Source organism: Kribbella sp. NPDC051587, from assembly GCF_044453945.1.
In the GTDB taxonomy this organism is placed as follows: domain Bacteria; phylum Actinomycetota; class Actinomycetes; order Propionibacteriales; family Kribbellaceae; genus Kribbella.
In genome coordinates this window covers 1-22737 of sequence record NZ_JBITDE010000019.1, presented here as the reverse complement: position 1 = coordinate 22737, position 22737 = coordinate 1, and the positions used below count along the sequence as shown (strand labels likewise).

Below are 22737 nucleotides of genomic sequence, written 5' to 3'. Positions count from 1 at the left end.
GTGGATCACGTGCGTTTGGGAAGAACCGGCTTACGCGTCTCCCGGCTGTGCCTCGGGACGATGACCTTCGGTCTGCAGAGCGACGAGCCGACCGCGGTCGCCATCCTCGACCGCGCCACCGAGGCCGGCATCACCTTCATCGACACCGCCGACGTCTATCCGATGGGCGGCCGGCTCGAGACTGCCGGGCGTACCGAGGAGATCGTCGGCCGCTGGCTGAACAAACGACGCCAGGACTTCGTGCTGGCGACCAAAGGCTCGCACAAGATCGGCCCGCGGCCGTGGCAGCAGGGCAACTCCCGCCGGCATCTCATCGACGCCGTCGAAGGATCCTTGCGCCGCCTGCAGACCGACTACATCGACCTGTACCAACTCCACGGCCCCGACCTCGAGACCCCGATCGATGAGACCCTGACCGCACTCGACGACCTGGTCCGGGCCGGAAAGGTCCGCTACGTCGGATGCTCCAACTTCGCCGCCTACCAGGTGGCCCGGGCGATCGGTCGAAGCGAGGCCCGCAACCTGGTCTCGTTCGTCACCGTGCAACCGCGCTACAACCTCCTCTTCCGTCAGGCCGAGCGCGAGCTGCTACCGCTGTGTCGCGAAGAAGGCATCGGTGTCCTTCCCTACAATCCACTGGCCGGCGGCATGCTGACCGGAAAGCACCAAGCCGGTGAGGCAACCGACGGAACGCGCTTCGCCGTCGACGCCGTCCGAGACATCTATCGGGACCGCTATTGGCGCGGCGACGTCTTCGAGACGCTGGCCCAGCTACGCAGCCTCGCAGCGGAGGCCGGCCAATCGATGGCAACCCTCGCGCTCGCCTGGGTGCTGGCCACCCCCGGCGTGACCGCACCGATCGTCGGCGCCAGCAACCCGACCCAACTCAGCGACAGCCTCGCCGCCCTGGAGTTCACCCTCTCCGACGACCTGAAGCAGCGACTGGACGACGCAACCCACCACTACCGCCTGGGCGACGCACCGTTCTGACACTCAAGCTGCCGACAGCTCAGATTCCCAGCAGGCGGGCGCCGTTGGTCCAGCAGACGGTGCGGAGCCAGTCGTCGCCGAGGTCCAGGTCGGCCAACGCCTGGAGTTGGGTGGCGTAGGGGTAGGGGATGTTGGGGAAGTCGGAGCCTAGGACGATGCGGTCGGCTAGGTCGGCGAGGCGGGGGACTAGGGAGCGGGGGAAGGGCATCAGGGCCTCGGTGAAGGGGGTGAGGGCCATGGTGGTGTCCAGGTGGACGTTGGGGTAGGTCGTGAGGTCCAGGTGTTCGGCGTACTCGGGCATGCCTAGGTGGGCGACGACGACGGTTAGTCGGGGGTGGCGGCGGAGGACTTCGCCGATGGGGCCGGGGCCGGTGTGGCGGCCGGGGATGGGGCCTGAGCCGCAGTGGGCGACTACTGGCGTGCCGGCCTCGGCTAGTTGGCCCCAGACGTCGTCGAGGACGGGGTCGCGGGGGTCGTAGTCGCCGACCTGGAGGTGGACCTTGAAGATGCGGGTGCCTTGGTTGAGGGCTTCGCGGACGTACGTCGAGGCGGTCGGCTCGGGGTAGAAGGTGCCGCTCGGGATGCAGCCGGGGGTGGTGGCGGCGAAGTCGCGTGCCCAGGTGTTCAGCCAGGCGGCCATGTCGGGTTTGTGGGGGTAGACCAGAGCCGGGAAGGCCCGAACGCCCAGCAGGGCAAGGGTTTTCAGCCGCTCGGCCACCGGCGTCCGGTAGGTGATGGGCCACGGTGTGCCGTAGTGCTCGTCGGCGGCGTCGAAGTATTTCCAGACCGCGTTCATTACCTGGTCGGGCAGGAAGTGCACGTGGATGTCGACCAGTCCGTCGAGCCCCAGCCCCTGCCACCACGCCGGTACGTCCTCGTCTCGCATGCGGACCAGCCTAGAACGAAGGTCTTTGCAGGAACTACGTAATTACGTATGATCCACAGTGTGGAGAAGGCTGTGGACAACCGGCTGGCAGCACTGGAGCAGCGGATCGCCGCGCTCGAAGCGGCCGCGCGCCCACGGACCGACGTACCGATGCTTGACGAGAGCGACCCGCTGTTCCTGCTGCGCGCGTTGAAGGAGCGCGTCGCGGAGCCGGGCGGGGTCGCATACGTCGGCAGTGTCACCTTGCCGGACGGGGAGACGACCAGCTGGCAGTTCGGTCGTCCCACCGAGGCTGTCCTGGAGGCCGATTGGGCCGCCCGCGGGTCGACGCTGGCCGCTTTGGGGCATCCGGTCCGGCTCACGTTGCTGCGCGAGATCCTGCACGGTCGCGCCACGGTCAGCGCGCTCAGCGAGGTCGAAGGCCTCGGGACGAGCGGGCAGATCTATCACCACCTACGGCAGCTCACCGCGGAGGGCTGGCTGCACAGCCCGAGCCGCGGCGTGTTCGCCGTACCGCAGACCAGAGTGGTCGCCCTGCTCGCCATCATGGTCGCCCTGGAGAGGTAAACGCCCATGAAAGTCCTCGCCATCGTCCTCGCCGTCCTGCTCACGATCGGCGGCTGGATCGTCCGCCCACACCGACCCGGCCTGGAGGAGAGCCGGACCGGTGACGCGAGCCTGCAGAGGTTCATCGACGATCAGTACGACGAACCCGGCCACCGACTGTCGATCGCCGTCGTCACGGCCAACACCATCCGGTACGCCGGACGCGGCGCGGGCGAAGGTGACGTCTTCGAAGTGGGGTCGATCAGCAAGGCGCTGACCGGTCTCCTGCTCGCCGATGCGGTCAAGCGCGGTGAGGTCACGCTCGACCAGCAGGTCGGCACGCTGCTCCCACTCGGCGACTCCGAGGTCGCCAGTGCGACGCTCGAAGAGCTCGCGACGCACACGTCCGGTCTGCCCAACATCTCGCGGCAGCCGACCGTCATGATCGGCACGTTCTTCACCAACCTGCGCGCGGCCAACCCGTACAAGTTCACGGTGGACGACCTACTCAGTCAGGCGCGCGCGGCCAGCACCAAGGGTCGCGGGACCACGACATACTCGAACCTCGGCGGCGCGCTCCTCGGTCAGGCGCTGGCTCGCAAGGCCGGCAAGTCCTATCAGGACCTGGTGCAGGAGCGCGTGTTCACGCCGTACGGGATGTCGACGGCCAGGGTGGCGACGGGTAGGGCGGACGCGGCGCCACCTGGCTACAGCAGTGGTGGCCGGCGGCAGTCTCCTTGGATCCAGGACGGCTATGCGCCCGCGGGTGGTGTGGTCGCAAGTGCTGAGGACCTCGCCCACCTCGCACAGAAGCTGCTGGCCGGTGCCGGCATCGAAGCGCTCAGCCCGCGCCGCGACTACAAGGAGTACCGGATCGGGCTTTTCTGGATCACCGAGAAGCTGCCCGATCGGAGCATCGTCTGGCACGACGGTGGGACAGGCGGCTACGCCTCGTTCATCGGCCTCGACCTGGAGCGGAAGCGGGCCGTCGTGATGCTCTCCGACGTCCAGGCCTCGGTTGACGATGTCGCGATCGACCTTTTGAAGGGGGACCAATGACCACGATCATCCAGCTCGTCCTCGCGATCGGCTACCCGTTGATCATCCTGTGGCAGCTGCGCAGCGGCCGGCTGCGCGACCGCGCCGATCCGGTGCTGCTGATCGGCGTCGGCATCTTCTTCCTGCTCGTCGCGCGGCACACGGTCGACTGGACCGCCGTACCGCCGGTGCTCTGGCTGGTCGGCCTGCTGATCCTCGCGGTCGACACCGTGTACGCCGGACGCGTGGCGACCGAGCTGCCCGCGATCACCCGAGTCCACTCCACGCGCAGAGTGGTCTCGGTCGGACTCCAGTTGCTGGTGGTCGCCGTACTGATCGGCCTGCTGTTATGACTCGGACTGGTCGGCGAGCCAGAGGTTGATCAGGCCCTGGAAGTGCGCCTGGAACTTCTCCTGCTCGTCGACCGGGTATGTCGCGACGACCGTCTCGCGCAGGATGTCGGTGAACTCGGTGCCGCTGAACCAGTCGCGGACGCGGGCGTCGAAGTCGGGCAGGTTCTCGGCACACCACTCGTGGTACTTCACGGTGTCGAAGTGGGCGTCGGCCAACGCCAGGTAGGCCTCGATCTTGGCGTCGTAGTCGAGCGACTCGTCGTCGGCGATCGCGAAGTACTTGTCGGTCTGCAGGTCGACCGAGCTGCGCCGGCCGGTGGCGAGGCTGAACACCGACCACTTCACCAGCGCGCTGATCGCCCACGGGAAGTAGTAGTGCAGCGAGGTGACGGCGACGTCCGGGCAGGCGTTCGCGTAGTCGATCGGGTGCACCGAATCGCCACGGACGAGCATCTCGCAGGAGTTGAACTCCCAGCCGAAGAAGGCGTTCACGATCCGGCTGATCGCGACCGCCTGGTGGCCGGCTGACGGGCTGAGGAAGTTGTGCGAGACGGCGTACCGGTTGTGCATCGGCTCGTCGGGCCGGAAGTCCATCACCATCGTCTCGGCGCCGATCGACAGCGCGCGGGCGAACTTGTCGTAGTCGATGGTCGCCTGCAGGTGCATCAGCATCTCGCCGGACTGGTCGTAGGCGCGGTGCAGGTCGACCTTGTTGTTGATCCGGGAGACCCCGCGCCAGCCACCGCCGTCGAACGGCTTCATATAGAGCGGGTAGCCGAGGTCCTCGGCGATCGCGTCCAGGTCGAAGGTCTTGTTGTACTTCGCCGACGTGTAGGCCCAGCGGACGTTGTCGACCGGGTTCTTGTACGGCACCAGCACGGTCTTCGGGATCTTCAGGCCGAGCCGGAGCATCGCGCAGTACGCCGAGTGCTTCTCCATCGACTGGAACGTGAACGGCGAGTTCAGCAGGTAGGTGCCGTTCATCAGCGCGGCCTTCTTCAGCCACTCGCGCGGGTGGTAATACCAGTACGCGAGCCGGTCGATGACGAGCTCGACCTTGACCGGGTCGTTCAGGTCGAACGGCTCGATGGTCAGCCGCTCGGTCTCGAACTCATGGCTGCCGGACGCGGTCTTGACCGGGCCGACCCGGCGCAGCAGCGCCTCGAAGGCCTGCGGCCAGTCCTCCTCGGCACCCAGCAGCAGACCGATCAGATGGCGAGAGTTGTCAGCCACGGGTTCTCCTCACGAGTCAGACGAACAGGTCAGACGAATCGGGGCAGGTGGTGGGCGATCTGTTGGCGCCACCACGGCCAGTCGTGCGCTACGTCGTACCCCCACTGGTCGAGCTCATGCGGGATGCCTTTGGCAGTCAGTACGCCGTCGATCGCGCGGGCCGACGGCAACGAACCGGTCGGGTGCGTCTCCCAGTCGCCCTGGCCGACGGTGAGCACCAGGAAGAGCCGGCGGCGCAGCCAGTCCAGGTGGTCGCCCTCGAGGTTCGGCAGGTAGTCGGCCGGGTTGTTGAAGTACGTCGCCTCGCCGCGCTCACCCCAGGCGTGCCAGCTCGCGGCGTCGTAGTTGCCGGACTGGCAGATCGCGACCGGGAAGAGGTCGGCCCGTTTGAACGCGAAGTTCAGCGCGTGGAAGGCACCGAGACTGCAGCCGGTGGTGATCATGTCGGCGGTACCGGGTGAGTCCGCACCGATCGCGGGGACCACCTGATCCAGGATCCAGGACTCGTAGCCGCCGTGCCGGCGAGCGCGTTCCTCGAGCGGGATGCTGCGATCGGACCAACTGAGGTCGTCGAACGAGTCGACGCAGTACAGCTTCACCCGGCCGGCCTCGATCAGATCGGCGACCGCGTCCACCATGCCGTTGTTCTCGTAGTCCCAGGCGCGACCCTGCTCACTCGGGAACACCAGCACCGGCCGGCCGTAGTGGCCGTAGCGGATCAGGGTCCCGCGCCGGTCAAGTCCCGGAGCATCCAACTCGACCTGCTCACGCTCCACACGCCTCACCCCCGCAGTAGTGTCCCGCGAGCCACCATGCCATGTCTTTACCTCGGATGCCTCGTCTTAGCGCGTCCCGGCAACAAACGAGGGCTAGGACCAGATGTGGTTCAGCAGGCCCGTCAGGTCGGGATCGAGGACGTCACGCCAGGCAGTGAAGTTGTGCATGTCCGGTGTCTCGTCGAACTCGACGGGGAGTCCCAGCTCGGCCAGGTGCGCGGCCATCACCCGGTTGTTGTGCACGTTCTCCTCGGTGGCACCCGCAGTCATCGAGACAGCCGGTGTGCTCGGTGCAGCGGTAGCCGCCAGCACCTCACGGACGAAACTGGTCACCTCGGCGTAGAACTCGAACCGGGACTCCTGTGGGTCCGTGTCCGGGGTGAAGAACGACCCCGACTGCAGGAACAGCCCCTCAAATGTGCCGGGGTGGTGCCACTCGGCGTACAGGGCAGCCAGTGCGCCCAGGCTCGCGCCCATGAGCACTGGCTGGCGGCTCTTGTACTGCGTCGCCAGCGCCGGGAGCACCCGCTGGGTCAGAGCCTCGGCGTACTGCGGATTGGCGGCGTACCAGAGGTTGCGGGTGGTCGGCCGGATCAGGGCGAGCCGGAACGGCGGGAGCTCCGCGGACGCGACCATGGCACCGGCGTAGTGCGTCAGACCGGCGTACATGGCGAACTCGGGCCCGTCATGCGACAGCAGCAACGGCAACTCGAAAGCGGGTGTGATCCCGTCAGGAGCCCACACCTGTACGTCGATGGGCCCGACCGGCGACTCCACCGTCAGTGGGGTCAGCGTGGACGCCACCGGGTCGACGCTGATCCAGGCCGGCTCGACATACCCCGGCAGCGGCAGCCACGAGTGCTCACCGAATGCGCCCCCGACCACCCGCGGGTTGGTCGGATCGGTCCGCATCCCCTCGTCGGCGATGTCGAACAGGTACTCCATCCGGTGCACCGACGGCCGCGCCAGCCGCAGCTCCCAGCCGAAGTCGACTGGCTTGAACTCCAGTAGCTCTGCCGCGAGCCCCAGCTCCTGCCACAGCCGCACGCCCGTGAGCGCATGCGCAGGATCGCTGAGGCGGAACACCACCTCAGCGCCTTCGACAGCGCTCACAACATCAGGCATCCGCACACGGTACTGGCAGAAACGCTGACAACACCTGTCAGTCATAGCGGCTTATCGTGGGGAGGTGGTCGATCTCACGGACATTCGGGCAGCGACAGCGGATCTGCCGCGCAGCTACGAGGTGCTGGTCCGGGACCGGATCAAGTTCCGCGTCGGCCGGATCGTGTACCTGGCGGTGGCGCCGGACGAGCAGACGATCGGGATCGGGTTCCCGCGCGAGGAACGGGCGGCCGCGCTGGCGGCGGAGCCGGACAAGTTCCTCCCGCCCAGCAAGTCCGACGAGCGGTACCAGTGGATCGTCGTACGGCTGGAAGCCCTCGAGTACGACGAACTCCGCGAGCTCGTCATCGACGCCTGGGCGCTGTGTGTACCGAAAAGGGTGCGTGAGGAGTTCTTGGCAAACCTGTGACGGAGTGCAGCGGAATGGGTAGGTTGTCCCCTCGACCGTGAGGATCTGGGGGAGTGCATGGCCGAGAGAGTGCCGCTGGGGTTCAGCCAGCTGGCCGAGTGCCTGGCTGAGGTGTACCGGAGGCGCAGCCTCAATCGGTTCGAGCACAGCCTGCGGCACGAGCGCGACGAAGCACTCCCGATCTTCGCGTGTGTCCAGGAGCCGCTCGACCTGGAGAAGCCTGCCCGGCAAGGCCAGCCGGCCAGCCCCGTCGTACTGCGGATGCTGTCGGACCGGCTGCGCCCGGAGGGGGCGAAGTCGCCCGAGCTGCAGGTACCGCACTTCGTTGTTGGCCTCGAGGACAAGTCGCCGACAGACGGCCCGGACGCCGAGCTCAAGCCGGTGTCGACCGAGGAGGTCGACGAGCTGGTCAGCCTGCTCGACCGTGCGACCGCAGGTCTGAAGGACAACCGCTCCGGCGGGTACGACTTCCCGCGCTACGACCTGGTCCGTTGGCTGATGGGCGAGTCCTTCACCGAAGCCAAGCAGGTACGGCGTGCTCTGTACCGGCGCGCGGTCGGTGGCGTCGGCGACGGCGACGGCGTGTGGGCCCGCATCCAGCTCCAGCTGCCCGGCTGGCTGCAGGTACTGACGCTGTGGTTGCTGCCGACGTTCTTCTGGCTGCGGAACAGCGGACGGGTGCCGGTGCTGTCCGGCGGCTATCGCTGGTTGCGCAACCAGCCCTACCTGGCCCGCGGCGACGACAACCTGTTCGAGCTGGCTCGGCGGATCACCCGGGACAAGCGGCCGGAACAGGACCCCGAGCGATTCGCCGGTCTGCTGGTGAACGCGTTCCTGGAGGATCTCCGGGCCGGGTTCCGACGGGTCGAGTGGATTCACAAGCACCGCGCGACGCACCCGATCCTGCTGGTCGGTCCGATCAGCCGGACCAACGGTGGCTATCTGCTGGTCCGGATGGTGGCCGAGGTTCGCAACGACACCATGCGCTTCGATCCGCTGCTGCTGGTGACGATCGGCCGGAAGGTCCCGCCGCTGGCGTTGGAGCCCGGCGAAGCCAAGGTCGACGAGAGTGTGGCTGCCTGGCGGGCCCGGCATCTGCAGGAGAGCCTGCAGCGCTGGATCGGGGCCTGGCTGCTGACCTTTCCGATCGGTGCGAGTCAGGTCGCGGCGACCCGCAAGCTCAGTCTGAAGAACCGGCCGGCGGCCGTGACGACCGAGGAAGAGCGCGAGGTCCGCTTCCAGCGCGTGATCGGTCCGTGGTGGCGGCGACGTACCGGTGGGTGGTTGATCATCGGGACCGTGCTCGCCGTACTGGCAGCGGCGTACGGCGGCTTCGGCGTACTGGATGATCGGCGGCACTGTGGTGGCGACGGGTTCCGGTGGCTGTTCTTCGAGGCCGTGGACAGCTCGGTGGCCAAGGTCGACGGCGACTGTGTCGGGCTGACCGACGGGACGAACTCGTTGCTGTATCCGAGCGACTCGTTCGGTCCGGTGGGGGCCAAGATTCTCGAGCAGAACCGGAAGGCCGCCGAGCTGAGCAAGCTGGAGCCGGAGCGGCCGGTGATCACGCTGGCCTCCCTGACCTCGGCGAGCGACGGGTCGTCGAGTCCGGGCGGCTTCACCGCGGAGCGCGAGCAGTTGGCCGGTCTCGCGGTTGCGCAGGCTGTCCAGCTCGGGAAGCCGGCGCAGCGCTATGAGCCGATCCTGCGGGTGCTGATCGCCAACGCGGGACCGCGGTACCGGCATGCCGATCGGGTCGCGGCGCAGCTCGGCGCCTTGGCCCAGAAGGATCCGTCGGTCGTGGCAGTGGTCGGCATGGTCGAGAGCCGACAGTCGACGCAGGACATGATCCGCAAGCTCGCCGCGGTCGGACTGCCGACCGTCGCGGCCACACTGACCGCGGACCAGATGGTCGACGTCAGCCGGATGTACCTGCAGATCAGCCCGCAGAACCGGCGCGAGGCGGCGGTCGTCGCGGCCCACGTCCGGAACCAGCTCGCGACCGGCAAGGATCCATTCGGCCACGCGCTGAAACCCAAGCTCACCGTCTACAAGTCCGACGACCCGGCCGACACCTACAGCCAGAACCTGGCCAAGGACGTGGTGCAGGCGTTCGCGGCCGTAGGGATTCCCGGTAGCTCGTCCTCCTACAGCTCCCAGGGTGGTGCTGTCGATCCGGCCGCCGCCGGTCGGGAGGCGTGCGATCACCAAGGCGAGGTCGTGTTCTTCGCCGGTCGCGGTCAGGTCGACTTCCAGGCGTTCCTCGGGGGCATCCAGGATCGCTGCCGGACCAGGCCGCCGTACATCATCGGTGGCGACGACACGACCAAGTACGTCGCCGATCGCGGGGTCAGCGGCCTGAACCAGTCGATCCCGTTCCAGTATCTGGCGCTCGCATTGGCCCCCGACCTGCTGCAGAACGCGTCGCCGCAGTCGGCCGACTTCTATGTGCGGCTGCAGGAACTGTTCCCGTACGAGAAGACCGATCGCGGCCGCAGCCTGGACGGTCATGCCGCGCTCAGCTACGACGCGGCGTACGCGATCGTGCTGGCGACCAGCTACCTGCGGCGGGACAGCATCGCGGTGAACGGCGGGACGGTCTGGTCCGCACTGCAGTCGATCACCGACGCGGACGGCGCCAAGCGCGGCTACCAGGGAGTGTCCGGGCCGATCGACTTCGGCGGCAGCATCGCGCAGCGGGTACCGGTGAACAAACCGGTCGCGATCGTCACCTTCCAGCGCGGCGGACCAGTGCCGAAGGCAACGATCGTCTGCGGCCAGCGGTCCGAATCGCCGAGCTGGTGCCCGGTCGCCTAGTCCTTCAGGATGACCGGAAGACCATCCTGGCGGCCGATGGGTGGCGGCGATTCGCCAAGCATCCTTGAAGGTATGACCGGGGACTTTCTGCCCGAACGCCGTAAGGCGTCGGTGCTCAGCCAGACACTGACCGTTGTACTACTCCTTGCCGTGGCGGCTACGGCCGCCTGGCTGTTTCTTTAAGCGTCCCAGCGCACTTCCGCCTCGCCCGGCCGGACCACACCGGCCTCGTAGGCGACGACGACGGCCTGGACGCGGCTGGACAGCCCGAGCTTGGACAGCACGCTGCTGACGTGGGTCTTCACCGTGGTCTCGCTGACGAACAGCTTGCTGGCGAGGTCGCGGTTCGACAGCCCGCGGGCCATCCAGACCAGGATCTCCCGCTCACGCTCGCTCAACTGGCTGAGTAGTCCCGCCCAGCGCGCATCCGGCTGGGCGGGCGCGGAGGACGCCGTACCGCCGACTTGCCGTTCCAGCTCGACACATCGCTCCAGCAGGACGCGCGTCGACGCCGGGTCGACCAGTGAGTCTCCGCGGTGCACGGCTCGGACGGCTGCGACCAGCAGGTCCGGATCGGTGTCCTTGAGCAGGAATCCGGACGCCCCAGCCCGCACCGCACTCAGTACATAAGCCTCGTCGTCGAACGTCGTCAGCACCAGTACGGCGGGTTTCGACCGCCCGGCGGCCTTGTTCGCTGTGGTGATGCGCTCGGTCGCGACCAGACCGTCCATCACCGGCATCCGGATGTCCATCAGTACGACGTCAGGGTCGAACTGGTCGATCATCCGCAGCGCCTCCGCGCCGTCGCCGGCCTGCGCGACCGTGACCAGGTCCGGCTCGTGGTCGAGGATCATCGCCAGGCCCATCCGGATCACGCCCTGGTCGTCAGCCACCAGGATCCGGATCTGGTCACTCAGTTCTGCGGCGGCAGCCATGCCTGCACTCTCCATCCACCCAAGGGGCCCGCCGCGACGGCCAGTGTGCCGCCAACCGCTGTGGCCCGTTCGCGCATCCCGATCAGACCGTTCCCACGGCCGCTCTCGCTTCGCCGGGCGGTCTCCAGCACGTTCACCGGTGGTGGGCCACCGCTGCCGTTGTCGTCGATGGTGAGGAGTTCGCCCTGCGGACTACTCTGCCAGGTCACCCGAGCCGCGGTGGCCTTCGCGTGCACCATGACGTTGGTCAAGGCCTCCTGAATGATCCGTACGGCGGTCAGATCGGTGGCCGTGGTGAGCTGCTGCTGCCGGGTCGGCAGGAACATGGCGACGTCGATCCCGACCGCCTTGAGCCGCTCACCCATCCGGGCCACGTCGTCCAGGTCGGGGACCGGCGCCGTACCGCCGCCGGAATCTGTCGGCTCGGCGCCTGAGGACGCGTTGAGCACTCGGACTGTCTCGCGCATCGCGGTCAGCGCTTCCTTGCCGCTGGCAATGATCCAGCGGATCGCCTCACGCAGGACCTCGGGCCGCTGATCGGCGACCCGGTCGGCGGCCTGGGCGCGGATCACGACCGCGCTGACGTGGTGCGAGATGACGTCGTGCAGGTCGCGGGCGATCCGGGTGCGCTCGGCGACCGCCGCCTGCTCGGCCGCGGCCGCGCGCAGCCGGACCAGTTCGGCGTTGCGTTGCTCCAGGACCGCGACGCTCTTGCGACGCCGGCGGGCGTCGGCGCCGAGCAGCACCATGCCGCAGATCAGGGCCTCCGCGAAGACGAAGAGCGAGACGTCGATATAGCTGTAGAGGCTCTGCAGATCTCTCGGCAGGGCTGCGTACCGCTTGCCGTAGAGCACCGCGCGGTCGACATGGCTCAGCACGATCGCGACCACGGTCGGCAGGCCGATCATCAGCCCGGCCAGGCTGCCCATCGCGAAGAAGCCGCTGACCAGGCGCCGGACGCCGTTGGACGCGGCGATGTAGCCGGCCACCAGCAGCGGGGCCAGGTGGATCTCGGACTGCAGTGCGGCGTCGGCGATCTTGGGCTGCCCGAACATGGTCAGCCCGAGCTGGGCGGCCAGACCGGTACCGACCGCGGCGTACACGAGCGGGTAGAGGACGGCGACGGTGATCAGGGTCGTGCGGGGACTACGACGGCCGAAGGCGATGGTGGCGATCAGGAAGATGCCGGTGACCGCGGAGACCATCGGGTTCTGCGGCCGCAGCCAACTGCCGTCGATCACACCGAGTCCGACGAACCAGACAACGGCGACAACGGCAGCCACCAACAGGTCCTGCTGGAGCTGCGACAGGCGTCGCCATGCGGTCATGTTGCCCAGCGTAGTCATCCGACTCTGAGTAACGCTTCGTCACAGCGGACGGAAAGTCTCCAACTTTCGGACGAGTCCGGACGTCCGAACTGATACTCAGGGCCTACTCGCGGCCCAGGAGGACGGTCCCTGGGACCGATGTGACATCGATGGCAATCCGAGAGGCTGTACCCATGACCGAACAGCTACCGCAGCGGCCACGCCGTACCGTGCGGTCGCGGTTGCTGTCCGTGACTGGGCTGGCCGTGATGGTGACAGTGATCGGCTCGCTGCTGATCTGGCACGCGCAGCTGGGCGAGTTCTTCTCGCCGACTGCCGACAAGGAACCGGTGATCTCGGCGCAGATCGCTCCGGCCGTCTCCATCCCGCCGAGTGCCACCGTCAAGGCCGAGATCACGCCCACTCCGACGCCGACACACAGTCCGAAACCCGAACCCAAGGCGACGACCAGCCCGAAGCCGAAGCCGAAACCGACGACGGCACCGACAGCGGAGTACGGCGAGGAGAGCATCAACGGTCTCTCGCCCAAGCTGAAGTCCCGGCTGAAGAAGGCGATGGTCGCGGCCCGCGCCGACGGTGTCACGATCCGGATCAACTCGGCCCGGCGCAGTGCCGCCAAGCAGCAGCGGCTGCTGAACGAGGCGATCAAGAAGTACGGCTCGTACCGCGAGGCGACTCGCTGGGTGCTGCCGCCTTCCAAGTCCGCGCACGTGCAGGGCAAGGCCGTCGACATCAAGCCGGCCGCCGCCATGCAGTGGCTGGACAAGAACGGCTGGCGCTACGGCGTCTGCCGCCGCTACGACAACGAACCCTGGCACTTCGAAGCACTGACCACGCCAGGAACCAAGTGCCCGCCGCGCGAAGCCAGCTCGACGGCCCACAAATAGTCCACCCTCACCACCGCCAGGAGCAGATCATGACGATGACCTACGCACAGCCGATGCCGACGCGGTACACCCGCGCCCGGCTCACCGTTCCCGCTCTCTGGCGGCAGGTGATCCGTGCCGGCGAGACCGCCGCCAAGGGGGAGAAGATCGTGCCGGAGCCGGACCGGTCGGCGTACACGCAGTTGGAGATCTACGACGGCGTACTGGCTGCTTTCGAGCGCCGGGACGAGGTCGCCGCGGTGCTGGGGGCCGCGGGAGACCGGGAGACCGCCGTACGGCGGCTGCGCCAAGAGCTGGCGCTGACACACCTGCAGGCGACCGCGCTGCTCGACCTGCCGCTCACCACCGAGTGCCGGGACCGGATCGCGCACCGGGCCGCCGAGTTGCGTACAGCGCTGGAGCGGTAACACTGGAATGTGTGATCACCCTGGAGCAGGCAGCACGGTTACGTAAGGCGGGTGTCCTGTGGACACCCGCGGCCGGCGACCGGTTCGTCGTACCGGACCGGGAGATGGACGACGACGTGTTCGTGGTGAGCGACATGACCGTCGAGGTGCACGACTACCAGGGCAGCAAAGTGATCGGCTTCAACGGCACCACGGAGTGGGCGCTGGACAGCATCGAGCAACGCGAGGTGATCTGGCTCCCTCGTGAGGAGCAGCTCCGCGCTCTGCTGGGTACACACTTCGTCCGGCTGGAGGCCGGTTACACCGTGGAGCTGACCGGCTCCGCGCACAGTTCGCCGGACGCCGAGCAGGCGTACGCGGACGCCGTACTGCATCTTCTGGGCGCTTGAGTCACCGCAGGGTGTTCGGGCGCCAGTACTGCTTCTTGTCCTTGTCCTTCACGGTGTAGCCGAGTTTGGCCACCTCGTCGCGAAGCTCGCGCAGGTCGGCCTTGCCCTTGTCGCCGTCACCGAAGCTCTTCGCCCGCGCCTTCAGTACGGCGTTCGCTCCCGGCGGCAGCTCGGGTTCGTCCTCGACCCAGCGCCGGAACCGGTCCTCGTGCGGATCACCGGCCTCCGACCACGGATAACCGTGCGCGCGGAACGCCCGCGGGATCTTCTGGGCGTCGCTCTTGAACTGGTCGTGCTTCTCCCGCGCGAGCTCGCGGGTGGTGGCGTCCAGCAGCACGATCTCCTTGCCGTCCAGGAACCCGGTCGCGACCTTGGCGCGCGGGACGGTGACGGTCTTCTCGTTCTTCAGGAACTCCACCGAGTCGTTGGTGATCGTCACCTTGAGGGTGTCGTCGAGCGCCATCGCAGCCAGCAACAGACCGCCGAGCAGGCCGACCGCGACGCACACCACGACGACCCACCAGCCGTCCCAGCGGGCGACCAGCTCCAGCGGTCCCTGGAACGGGACCCACTTCTGCCGGCTCGCCCAGTCCGCGATCCGGGGCAGGAAGAACCCGAGGACGGCGCCGGCCAACGGCAGACCGCCGTACAGGACGACCTTGTCCGTGACGGAGTGCCCGATCACCGTCTTGCTCTGCATGCTTCGAAGCTAGCGTTCGCGGCCGGAACTTTAGTATCGAAGGAGACGACCGAAGGAGACTTGGTGACCGAGGGTATCTGGCTGCGCTTCCTGAGCGGCCCCGAGATCGATTCGCTGGGGCTGACCCGGACCGAGATCGTGGACGCGGTCGAGGGGGCGGTGCGCGAGCACGGTCTGGGCCGGACCTCGTTCGAGCCGCGGGTGCACCTGATGCCGTCGAACGGCGGGATCGGTCATTTCAATGTGCTGCGCGGTCACTTGGACGGGCTGGGTTCCCACGGGATCAGTGGGGTGAAGGTCGTCGGGGACTTCGTGCCGAACTACCAGCGTGGATTGCCGAGTGAGCTGGCGATGGCGACGTTGTTCGACCCGACGACCGGCGTACCGCTGGCTGTGCTGGACGCGACGTTCATCACCGCGGCTCGGACCGGTGCGATGACGACGGTCGGTGCGCGGTATTTGGCTCGGCGGGACAGCAAGATCCTGGCGCACGCCGGTGCCCGCGGGACCGCGTGGTGGAACGTGACGATGCTCGATGATCTCTTTGATCTGGACGAGATTCGGGTGACCTCGCGGCGGCCGGAGTCTCGGGAGAAGTTCGCGGCTGAGCTGTCGGAGGAGCTGTCGACGCCGGTGCGGGTAGTTGCGACGGCGGAAGAAGCGTTCGACGGGGCCGATGTTCTGGTCGAGGCTACCCGCTTGATGGAGCCGGAGCCGTTGCTGCGGACCTCCGCGGTCAAACCGGGGGCATTTGTGGTGCCTTATGGGACGGTCAGTGCCGTTGAGCTTGATCTGCTGGACGTGATGGACAAGGTCGTGGTGGACGACTGGCGGGAGGCTCAGTCGGGATCGTTCGGTGCGCTGCGGCGGCACGTGGATACGGGTCGGTTGTCGCCCTCGACCCTGTACGCCGAGTTGGGGCAGATCGTGTCGGGACAGAAGCCCGGGCGAACGGATGATGCCGAGCGCAACTTGTTCTGGCATCGGGGGTTGTCGTTGCTGGATGTGGCGATCGCGTATCTGATCCTGCAGAAGGCCGAGGCGGCCGACGTCGGCACGATGCTGAGGTTCCACTGACATGCTGATCAACCAGGCGTCCGACGTCGATCCGAGCAGCGCCTCGCAGCTGGAGATCGCACAGCCGCTTCTCGACCATCTGGCCGCCATCCGGGCTGAGGTGCTGGCGGCACTCGACTCTGGCGAGCTCGTGTACGGCGTGAACACGGGGATGGGTGCCATGAGCAAGGTTCGGTTGACCTCGTCCGAGCAGGCTGTTCACCAACGCAATCTGTTGCTGGGGCGGGCGGTCGGTGGGCCGCCGTGGTTGCCGGCGGACGAGGCGCGGGCGGTGCTGCTCGGTCGGCTGCGGACCTTCCTGAACGGGGACTCGGGAGTATCGGTCGAGCTGGTTCAGCAATTGGTTGCCTTGATCAACAGTGGGTGGCTGCCGCAGATTCCGTTGGAGGGTGCGGGCTCGGCCGGCGAGATCATCCCGTTGGCGCACGCGTTCGGGACCTTCGCGCGGTTCGAGCTTGGACCGAAAGAGGGGATCGCCTTGCTCGCGGGGATTCCGGGCGCCACTGGCCGTGCGGCTCTGCAGGTCGTGCGCGCGCGGCGGCTCGCCGACCACCTCAGTGCTGTTGCTGCGGGCGCGATCGCGGTCGTCGGGGCGAACAGAGCGCCGTACCAGCCGCTGGCGGGGCGCGGGGACGACGTACTGGCTGGGGAGTTGGCACGGTTGCTGGAGCTGGCTGGGCCGGAGGTTGAGCCGCGGAGTTTGCAGGCGCCGGTTTCGTTCCGGGTGGCTGGGCAGGTGATTGCCCAGGTACGACGGTCGATCGGCGATCTGGATGCGGCCGTGGCGCGGGCGTTCGATGGGGTGACGGACTCACCGGCGTACCTGGGTGGAGAGTTTGTGGGGACGGCCGGGTTCCACGGGATCGATCTGACGGCGTACTGCGATCAATTGGTGGTGGCGTTGGCGCATGCGGCCGAGGTTTCGGCGGCGCGGCTGCATCGGTTGCTGGACCCTGCGGTGACTGGGTTGCCGGCTCAGTTGGCGCACGAGCCGGGACCGCAGGCTGGGTTGGTGGCCGTGCACAAACGGGCGGTGGCTACTACGCATCGGTTGCGGCGGCTGACGTTGCCGACGGCAATCGGTACGGCGGAGACGTCGAACGGGCAGGAGGATGTGCAGAGCTTCTCGTGGGAGGCGGTTGGCAACCTCGCGGAGGCTCTGCGCCTGACCCGTGAGGTCACCGCCTGCGAGCTCCTGGCCGTGTATCAGGCGCATCTGCTGGCGAAGCGACCGCTTCCGGTCAGCCTGCAGGCGGTAGCGGACGTCGTACCGCCGATTGTTGCCGATCGACCGTTCGGGGAAGACCTGACCCGGCTGCTGGAGACCGTGCTTCAGCCCTGACCGGCGATGGCCTTCTTCAACTGGGGGATCAGGATGGGGAGGACGTACTTGATGCCGAGCGGACCACCGATCGAGAACGCGCTGGAGAACTCACCGCTCGGCGTCGGGGTGTTGATCACCGGGGCGCCACCGAAGTACGCGACGTGCTTGCCCTGGACGGCCGGGAGTGCGTTGTACAGCTTGTTCTTCTCGAGCCCGGGGTCGAGCTTCCCGGCGGCGTCAAGGGCGGCCAGGTAGATCACGTCGGCCTGGGCCTTGGCGGTCTGCTCGGCCGGGATCGCGACGTAGAAGTCGCCGTTCTCCATCGCGTCGACCTGCGGGTTGGTCTTGAAGCCGAGTGAAGTCAGTAGGTGCATCCGCGGGTCGGACGGCAGCCAGGCGTTCAGGACCGCGTTCGTGTAGACGCCGGCGGTGATGGTCTTGCCCGCGAACTCCGGATTCGTCTTGGCGGCGTCGGTGAGCAGCGCCTCGGTCTGCTTGATCACCTCGCTGCCCTCGGTCGACGTACCGGTGGCCTTGGCGATCTCGGCGACCTGGTCCTGCCACTTCACGCCGTACACGTTCTTGGTCCCGGCCGGGGCGGCGATCGTCGGCGCGATCGCTTTGAAGGTCTCGAACTCCTTCTTGTCGTTGATCGTGTTCACGTAAAGAATCAGGTCCGGCTGGAGGGCGGCGATCTCCTCGAACTTCGGCTCGAACGACTTCACCAGCTTCGGAGCCGGCTGGTCGCCGAGCGCCGACTTCACCCAGCCGCGCATCTCGGTGCTGCCGAACCAGTCCGCGCCACCGACCGGGACCACGCCGAGCGCGATCGCGGCCTCCAGGTCGCCGCCGCCGATCGCTACCACGCGCTGCGGCTTCGCCTTGATCGTGGTGGAGCCGAAGAGGTGATCGATGGTCACCGGGAAACCCGCCGTACCGGTGTCACCGGCGGTGGTCTTCGGGGCCTCGCCCTGACCGCACGCGGCGAGGCCGGTGGTGAGGCCGAGCAGGGTGAGAACGCCGGCCGCGACCCGAGACAGGTTCATAAGCTTAGCCTAACCTGACCTGCTGTGCGTTGAACGGGTTGATCGAAAAATCCAATGCGACACGCGGACTGCTGCGGAGTCGTAAGTAGCCTGCGCCCCTGCTGTGTCGTTCTCTTCGTAAAGCTCACCCCGAGGGGGTATCAGCTCACTGGTTGTATCCAGTAGCCTGCGCGCGTGTGGCCGATATGGAGGAAGTCGTTGAAGCGGTTCGTGGTCCCACCGGACTGGCCGACGCCGCCCCGCCGAAGTTGGGTTCCGCCGAAGACCTGGCGACCCGACCCCTCCTGGCCCGAGGCACCCGACGACTGGCAGTTCTGGGTCGACGGCAAGGGTGAGCCGGTCCGCGGTCCGATCGGCCTGTACGCCGGACCTTCGCAGCGCACGGTGATTGCCGGAGCCGGTGCCTTGATCCTGGCGATGGGTGTCGTCTTCTGGGCGCTGTCCGCGGTGGGACTGTTCGGCGGTGGTGGCGAGGACACCGCTGCCCACATCGCCGGTGACGACGCCTCGACAACCCCGTCGGCGTCGCGGACTCCCGTCGTACCGCCGAAGCTGCCGACCGTCACGCCCTCCGCGCGCAAGCCGACGCCGACTCCGACGGCGCTCGGAGCGACCGCCGAGCCCACCCGCCGGCCCACGCCGACCCGGACGAGCTCGCAGCCGAAGCCCACGCCCACCAAAACCACCAAGACCGTCAAGCCCTCGCGCCCCACCACCACCAAGCCTCCGACCCCCGAGGAGCAGGCCCTCCGCCAGTACTGCGTCCAACGCGGCTGGCCCGCCGAGTGGTGCGACCCCGACAACTGGAACAGCCCCTCCGACGACCCCCGCAACAACCCCACCCCCAACTAACCGACCGCCCCACCCCGCGCCCCGCAACCCTCCAACTGGGTGGATATCCCTTGAGTTGGAGGGTTGCCCCCTGAAATCTCGATGGGCAACCCATCAGGTGAGCGGGCAACCCCATGCTGGCCGACCCGGTGGTGGGCATTTGAACGGATCTCCCCTGAGGTTGCTGGTTCTCCGGTCGAATTTCGGAGGGAGAAGGGGCACTTTGCGGGGTTATCCGGTGAAATGGCGTCGGGGGTCAGACGACGTTTTGTTCGGTGCGCAGGTGGTCGGTGGCGAAGCGGCGGGCGTTCATGGGGGTGACGTCGATGAAGGGGCGTCGGTCGAGGTAGAGGTCTCGGATGATTTCGCCGACGGCGGGGCCTTGGAGGAAGCCGTGGCCGGAGAAGCCGGTGGCGTAGAGGAAGCGGGTCAGGTGGTCGGCTTCGCCGATCAGGGCGTCGTGGTCGGGGGTTACCTCGTAGAGGCCGGCCCAGCCGCCGGTGAGGCCGACGTCGAGGAGTGACGGGGCTCGGCGTTCCATCGCGGTGGTGAGGCGGGGGAGCCAGGCGTCGGTGCGGTCGAGGTGGAAGCCGGGGAGCTCGTCGGGGTCGGACATGCCGACGAGGAGGCCGGGACCTTCGCAGTGGAAGTAGAAGGTGCTGGTGAAGTCGATCGTCATCGGCAGCGTGGGCGGGAGGTCGGGGATCGCCTCGGTGACCACGATCTGACGGCGCAGTGGAGTGACCGGCAGGTTGAGGCCGAGCGGCGCCGCCAGCGCCTCGGACCAGGCGCCGGCCGCGCAGATCACGGTGTTGGTACGGACTGCGCCGAGGCTGGTCCGGACCGTGGTGATGTTGTTGCCGACGGCATCGATACCGACGACGTCGCAGCCGGTGATCAGGGTGGCGCCGAGACGACGGGCGGCGGTGGCATACCCCAGTACGACGGACTCCGGCGTACAGTGCCCGTCTGCTGGGGAGAAGCAAGCGCCGGCCAAGCCATCAGGGGCGAGGATCGGAGCGAGTGACAGGGTCTCGTCGACGCCGATCATCCGGGTCGGCAGGCCGACGGCGCGTTGGCGGATCGTGCTTTCGCGGAAGAGTTCGAGCTGATCGTCGTTCTCGAGCAGGAACAAATAGCCGACCCGGTGCAGGTCGATCTCCTGCCCGGGCCGCTGCGCGAAGTTGGCGAACGCCTCGAGGCTGCGCGCGCCGAGGGCGATGTTCAGATCATCGGAGAAGTTCGCCCGGACCCCGCCGGCCGCCTTCGACGTGGAGCCCGAACCGAGTGCGTTCCGCTCCAGCAGCAGCACGCGTTCGACCCCGGCCTCGGCCAGGTGGAACGCGATGCTCGTCCCCATCACGCCACCGCCGACGATCACCACGTCAGCGGTCTCCGGTAGCGCGGCCGTCATGGCAGCAAGCCGTATCAAATTAAGTAGGCCAGATCAGCCTCGACGGTCTCGGTATCCATCTGGGCCTTCTGTAGCTTGCCGGAGTAGTCCCAGTTCATCGACTGCCAGCGGGTGAACTGATCGAGCACCCAGATGCCGCTCTGCCGGGAACCGTTGCCTGACTTGCCGTTCCCGCCGAAGGGCAGGTGCGCCTCGGCACCCGACGTCGAGTTGTTGACGCTGACCATGCCGGCCGAGATCCCCTGCGCGAACCGGAACGCCTCGTTCGGATCGGTCGTGTAGATCGAGCTCGACAACCCGTAGCCAGGCTTGTTGCCCAAGGCAATCGCCTCGTCCAGGGTCGAGTACGTCGTGATGCCGACGACCGGCCCGAAGGTCTCGTTCAGGAACAGCTCGTCGTCGGGCCGTACGCCGTCGACGATCACCGGGTGATAGAACAGCCCGGCCTCGGGATCGCCGACGAACCCATTCCGCAGGTTGTCCTTGCCGACCCGTCCGGTCGCGCCGATCACCCGATGATGTGCGGCGATCCAGCCCAGCGACTTCTCGAATCCGGCCGCGAACTTCTCGTCCAGCAACGGCCCGAACAACACGTCCTGGGTCGGATCACCCATCGCCGCGCCGGCGACCGCCGCGGTGAACCGCTCCACGAAGGCATCGTGGATCGACTCGTGCACGATCACCGTGCCGAGCGACGTACAGCGTTGTCCCGCCGTACCGAAGCCGGAGAACAGGGCGCCTTCCACGGCGAGGTCGAGGTCCGCGCTCGCGCTGATCACCATCGGGTTCTTGCCGCCGAGCTCCAGGCACGGCGTCTGCAGGTGGCGTCCGCACAGCTCGCCGATCTGGGTACCGACCGCGCTCGATCCGGTGAAGCCGACCTTGTCGATCAGACCGGCCTGCAGGGACTGTTCCAACCCCGCGAACGTGTCCGGACCATCGGCGTACACGACGTTGAAGACCCCAGCCGGTACGCCGGCGTGCGCGAACAGCTCGTAGAACGCGTCGGACATCACGGCCGAGTACTCCGCGGGCTTCCAGACGACTGTGTTGCCGCAGAGGAGTGCCGGGACGATGTACCAGGACGGTACGGCGACCGGGAAGTTGCCGGCGGTGATGATCGCGACCGTGCCGATCGGGCGGCGGAAGGTGAAGAGCTGCTTGTCCGGCATCTCGGACGGAACGGTCTGCCCGTACAGCCGGCGACCTTCGCCGATGAAGAAGTCGCAGGTGTCGATGATCTCCTGGACCTCGCCGCGCGCCTCGGCGATCGGCTTGCCGATCTCGCGGGTGACGAGCGCGGCCAGCCGCTCCTTGTTGGCGGTCATCAGCCGGCCGACGTTCGCGATCACCTGACCGCGCTGCGGTGCCGGCGTCGCCGCCCACGCGCCCTGCGCCGCCCGAGCCGCCTCGGCCGCCCGCACGAACACATCCGGGCCCGCGCTGCCCACCGTCCCGACGACGTCGCTCAACTGCGCCGGGTTCGTCGACTCGGTACGACGTACCGCCTCCGCAACCCGCTCGCCGGCCACCACGGACACCACGTCGACACCCATCCGAATCCCCTCAGCTCGATGAACACCCCCACCCTCACCCACCAAGCCCTCCCCCGCCACCCCAACCCGCATTTGGTGGGTGAACCCATCAAATGGTGGTGGTCGGCGACCCATTTGGTGGGTGAACCCATCAGGTGGTGGGTTCTGGACCCGCATGCGGTGGGGAACCCGCAAGGTGGTGGGTGGACCCATCGGATGGTGGTGGTCGGCGACCCATTTGGTGGGTGAACCCATCAGGTGGTGGGTTCTGGTCCCGCATGTGGTGGGGGAGCCCGCAAGGTGGTGGGTGGACCCATCGGATGGTGGTGGTCGGCGCCTCATTTGGTGGGTGAACCCATCAGGTGGGGGGTTCTGGTCCCGCATGCGGTGGGGGAACCCACAAGCTGGTGGGTGGACCCATCAAATGGTGCGGTCGGCGGCGATGCGTTTGGTGGGTGAACCCATGGGGTGGGGGGTTATGGACCCGCATGCGGTGGGGGAACCCACAAGCTGATAGGTGAACCCATCAAATGGCGCGGTGGGTGGGGGTGCGTTTGGTGGGTGAACCCATCAAATGGGGCGGGGGTGGGGAGGGAGGGATGCTCCTATAGATCGTCAAGTGTGGTGAGGGTGTAGTAGATCTCGCGGGCGATGAGGCGTTTGAGGCAGCGGATGATGTCTTTCTTGGAGA

22 protein-coding genes are annotated in these 22737 nt (G+C 67.5%); 12 read left to right on the top strand and 10 right to left on the bottom strand.

Going from position 1 to position 22737, the window contains the following annotated elements:
• Positions 1-9: 9 nt before the first annotated feature.
• Positions 10-990: an aldo/keto reductase gene (locus tag ACIA49_RS39335; protein ID WP_396383420.1), complete on the top strand. Its 981-nt coding sequence runs from the start codon at positions 10-12 to the stop codon at positions 988-990.
• A 19-nt stretch (positions 991-1009) separates the two neighbouring features.
• Here ACIA49_RS39335 and ACIA49_RS39330 read toward each other — a convergent pair whose 3' ends face one another.
• Positions 1010-1876 carry an amidohydrolase family protein gene (locus ACIA49_RS39330; protein ID WP_396383418.1) on the bottom strand — a complete coding sequence of 289 codons (867 nt, stop codon included), beginning with the start codon at positions 1874-1876 and terminating at the stop codon, positions 1010-1012.
• 60 nt (positions 1877-1936) lie between these two features.
• Between ACIA49_RS39330 and ACIA49_RS39325 the strand changes: the two genes are divergently transcribed.
• Genes ACIA49_RS39325 through ACIA49_RS39315 form a run of 3 tightly spaced genes read left to right on the top strand, consistent with a single transcriptional unit; the run spans position 1937 to position 3813 of the window.
• Positions 1937-2443 (top strand): ArsR/SmtB family transcription factor, encoded by a 507-nt coding sequence (locus ACIA49_RS39325; RefSeq protein WP_396383417.1) that lies wholly within the window; start codon positions 1937-1939, stop codon positions 2441-2443.
• Between the two features lie 6 nt (positions 2444-2449).
• Complete coding sequence (locus tag ACIA49_RS39320) at positions 2450-3481, top strand: serine hydrolase domain-containing protein (RefSeq protein ID WP_396383416.1); 1032 nt, start codon at positions 2450-2452, stop codon at positions 3479-3481.
• Positions 3478-3813 carry a hypothetical protein gene (locus tag ACIA49_RS39315; RefSeq protein ID WP_396383415.1) on the top strand — a complete coding sequence of 112 codons (336 nt, stop codon included), beginning with the start codon at positions 3478-3480 and terminating at the stop codon, positions 3811-3813. The genes ACIA49_RS39320 and ACIA49_RS39315 overlap by 4 nt, the downstream gene beginning before the upstream one ends.
• Here the strand turns inward: ACIA49_RS39315 and ACIA49_RS39310 are convergent.
• From ACIA49_RS39310 to ACIA49_RS39300, 3 genes are all read right to left on the bottom strand, one after another.
• Positions 3808-5046 (bottom strand): RimK family alpha-L-glutamate ligase, encoded by a 1239-nt coding sequence (locus ACIA49_RS39310; RefSeq protein ID WP_396383413.1) that lies wholly within the window; start codon positions 5044-5046, stop codon positions 3808-3810. The two genes, ACIA49_RS39315 and ACIA49_RS39310, sit on opposite strands and share 6 nt — an antisense overlap.
• Before the next feature lie 29 nt (positions 5047-5075).
• Positions 5076-5822 (bottom strand): esterase family protein, encoded by a 747-nt coding sequence (locus ACIA49_RS39305; protein ID WP_396383412.1) that lies wholly within the window; start codon positions 5820-5822, stop codon positions 5076-5078.
• Between the two features lie 93 nt (positions 5823-5915).
• Entirely contained in the window at positions 5916-6947 is a 1032-nt protein-coding gene (locus ACIA49_RS39300) for an alpha/beta hydrolase (protein WP_396383410.1), read from the bottom strand.
• A gap of 64 nt (positions 6948-7011) precedes the next feature.
• On the opposite strand from ACIA49_RS39300, the gene ACIA49_RS39295 reads away from it, so the two are divergent.
• Together ACIA49_RS39295 and ACIA49_RS39290 are read left to right on the top strand one after the other, a co-directional pair.
• Positions 7012-7356, top strand: coding sequence for an MmcQ/YjbR family DNA-binding protein (locus ACIA49_RS39295; RefSeq protein ID WP_391542367.1), 345 nt, complete (start codon positions 7012-7014; stop codon positions 7354-7356).
• 57 nt (positions 7357-7413) lie between these two features.
• Positions 7414-10173: a hypothetical protein gene (locus ACIA49_RS39290; RefSeq protein ID WP_396383408.1), complete on the top strand. Its 2760-nt coding sequence runs from the start codon at positions 7414-7416 to the stop codon at positions 10171-10173.
• A 179-nt stretch (positions 10174-10352) separates the two neighbouring features.
• Here ACIA49_RS39290 and ACIA49_RS39285 read toward each other — a convergent pair whose 3' ends face one another.
• Positions 10353-11090 (bottom strand): response regulator, encoded by a 738-nt coding sequence (locus tag ACIA49_RS39285; protein ID WP_391542684.1) that lies wholly within the window; start codon positions 11088-11090, stop codon positions 10353-10355.
• Entirely contained in the window at positions 11087-12436 is a 1350-nt protein-coding gene (locus tag ACIA49_RS39280; protein ID WP_396383406.1) for a sensor histidine kinase, read from the bottom strand. Before ACIA49_RS39280 ends, ACIA49_RS39285 begins: the two co-directional genes overlap by 4 nt.
• Before the next feature lie 173 nt (positions 12437-12609).
• Here ACIA49_RS39280 and ACIA49_RS39275 point away from each other — a divergent pair, with 173 nt between their 5' ends.
• From ACIA49_RS39275 to ACIA49_RS39265, 3 genes are read left to right on the top strand one after another with little or no spacing between them, the layout of a single operon-like run.
• A complete protein-coding gene (locus ACIA49_RS39275) occupies positions 12610-13323 on the top strand; it encodes a D-alanyl-D-alanine carboxypeptidase family protein (RefSeq protein WP_396383404.1) in 714 nt (237 codons plus the stop codon).
• 29 nt (positions 13324-13352) lie between these two features.
• Positions 13353-13730: a hypothetical protein gene (locus ACIA49_RS39270; RefSeq protein WP_396383403.1), complete on the top strand. Its 378-nt coding sequence runs from the start codon at positions 13353-13355 to the stop codon at positions 13728-13730.
• Between the two features lie 11 nt (positions 13731-13741).
• Positions 13742-14119 carry a pilus assembly protein CpaE gene (locus tag ACIA49_RS39265; protein ID WP_396383402.1) on the top strand — a complete coding sequence of 126 codons (378 nt, stop codon included), beginning with the start codon at positions 13742-13744 and terminating at the stop codon, positions 14117-14119.
• A gap of 1 nt (position 14120) precedes the next feature.
• On the opposite strand, the gene ACIA49_RS39260 is transcribed toward ACIA49_RS39265, so the two are convergent.
• Positions 14121-14819 carry a hypothetical protein gene (locus ACIA49_RS39260; protein ID WP_396383400.1) on the bottom strand — a complete coding sequence of 233 codons (699 nt, stop codon included), beginning with the start codon at positions 14817-14819 and terminating at the stop codon, positions 14121-14123.
• 63 nt (positions 14820-14882) lie between these two features.
• On the opposite strand from ACIA49_RS39260, the gene ACIA49_RS39255 reads away from it, so the two are divergent.
• Both ACIA49_RS39255 and ACIA49_RS39250 read left to right on the top strand, forming a co-directional pair.
• Complete coding sequence (locus tag ACIA49_RS39255) at positions 14883-15896, top strand: ornithine cyclodeaminase family protein (RefSeq protein WP_396383398.1); 1014 nt, start codon at positions 14883-14885, stop codon at positions 15894-15896.
• A gap of 1 nt (position 15897) precedes the next feature.
• The gene (locus ACIA49_RS39250) at positions 15898-17238 is read left to right on the top strand and encodes an aromatic amino acid lyase (RefSeq protein ID WP_396383397.1); all 1341 of its coding nucleotides are present in this window, start codon (positions 15898-15900) and stop codon (positions 17236-17238) included.
• Here the strand turns inward: ACIA49_RS39250 and ACIA49_RS39245 are convergent.
• A complete protein-coding gene (locus tag ACIA49_RS39245) occupies positions 17229-18266 on the bottom strand; it encodes an ABC transporter substrate-binding protein (RefSeq protein WP_396383395.1) in 1038 nt (345 codons plus the stop codon). The two genes, ACIA49_RS39250 and ACIA49_RS39245, sit on opposite strands and share 10 nt — an antisense overlap.
• Before the next feature lie 198 nt (positions 18267-18464).
• Here ACIA49_RS39245 and ACIA49_RS39240 point away from each other — a divergent pair, with 198 nt between their 5' ends.
• A complete protein-coding gene (locus tag ACIA49_RS39240) occupies positions 18465-19118 on the top strand; it encodes a hypothetical protein (protein WP_396383394.1) in 654 nt (217 codons plus the stop codon).
• A gap of 235 nt (positions 19119-19353) precedes the next feature.
• Here the strand turns inward: ACIA49_RS39240 and ACIA49_RS39235 are convergent, their stop codons facing one another.
• Positions 19354-20511, bottom strand: coding sequence for an NAD(P)/FAD-dependent oxidoreductase (locus tag ACIA49_RS39235; RefSeq protein ID WP_396383392.1), 1158 nt, complete (start codon positions 20509-20511; stop codon positions 19354-19356).
• Positions 20512-20525: 14 nt separating this feature from the next.
• Entirely contained in the window at positions 20526-22067 is a 1542-nt protein-coding gene (locus ACIA49_RS39230) for an aldehyde dehydrogenase family protein (protein ID WP_396383391.1), read from the bottom strand.
• Positions 22068-22737: the final 670 nt, after the last annotated feature.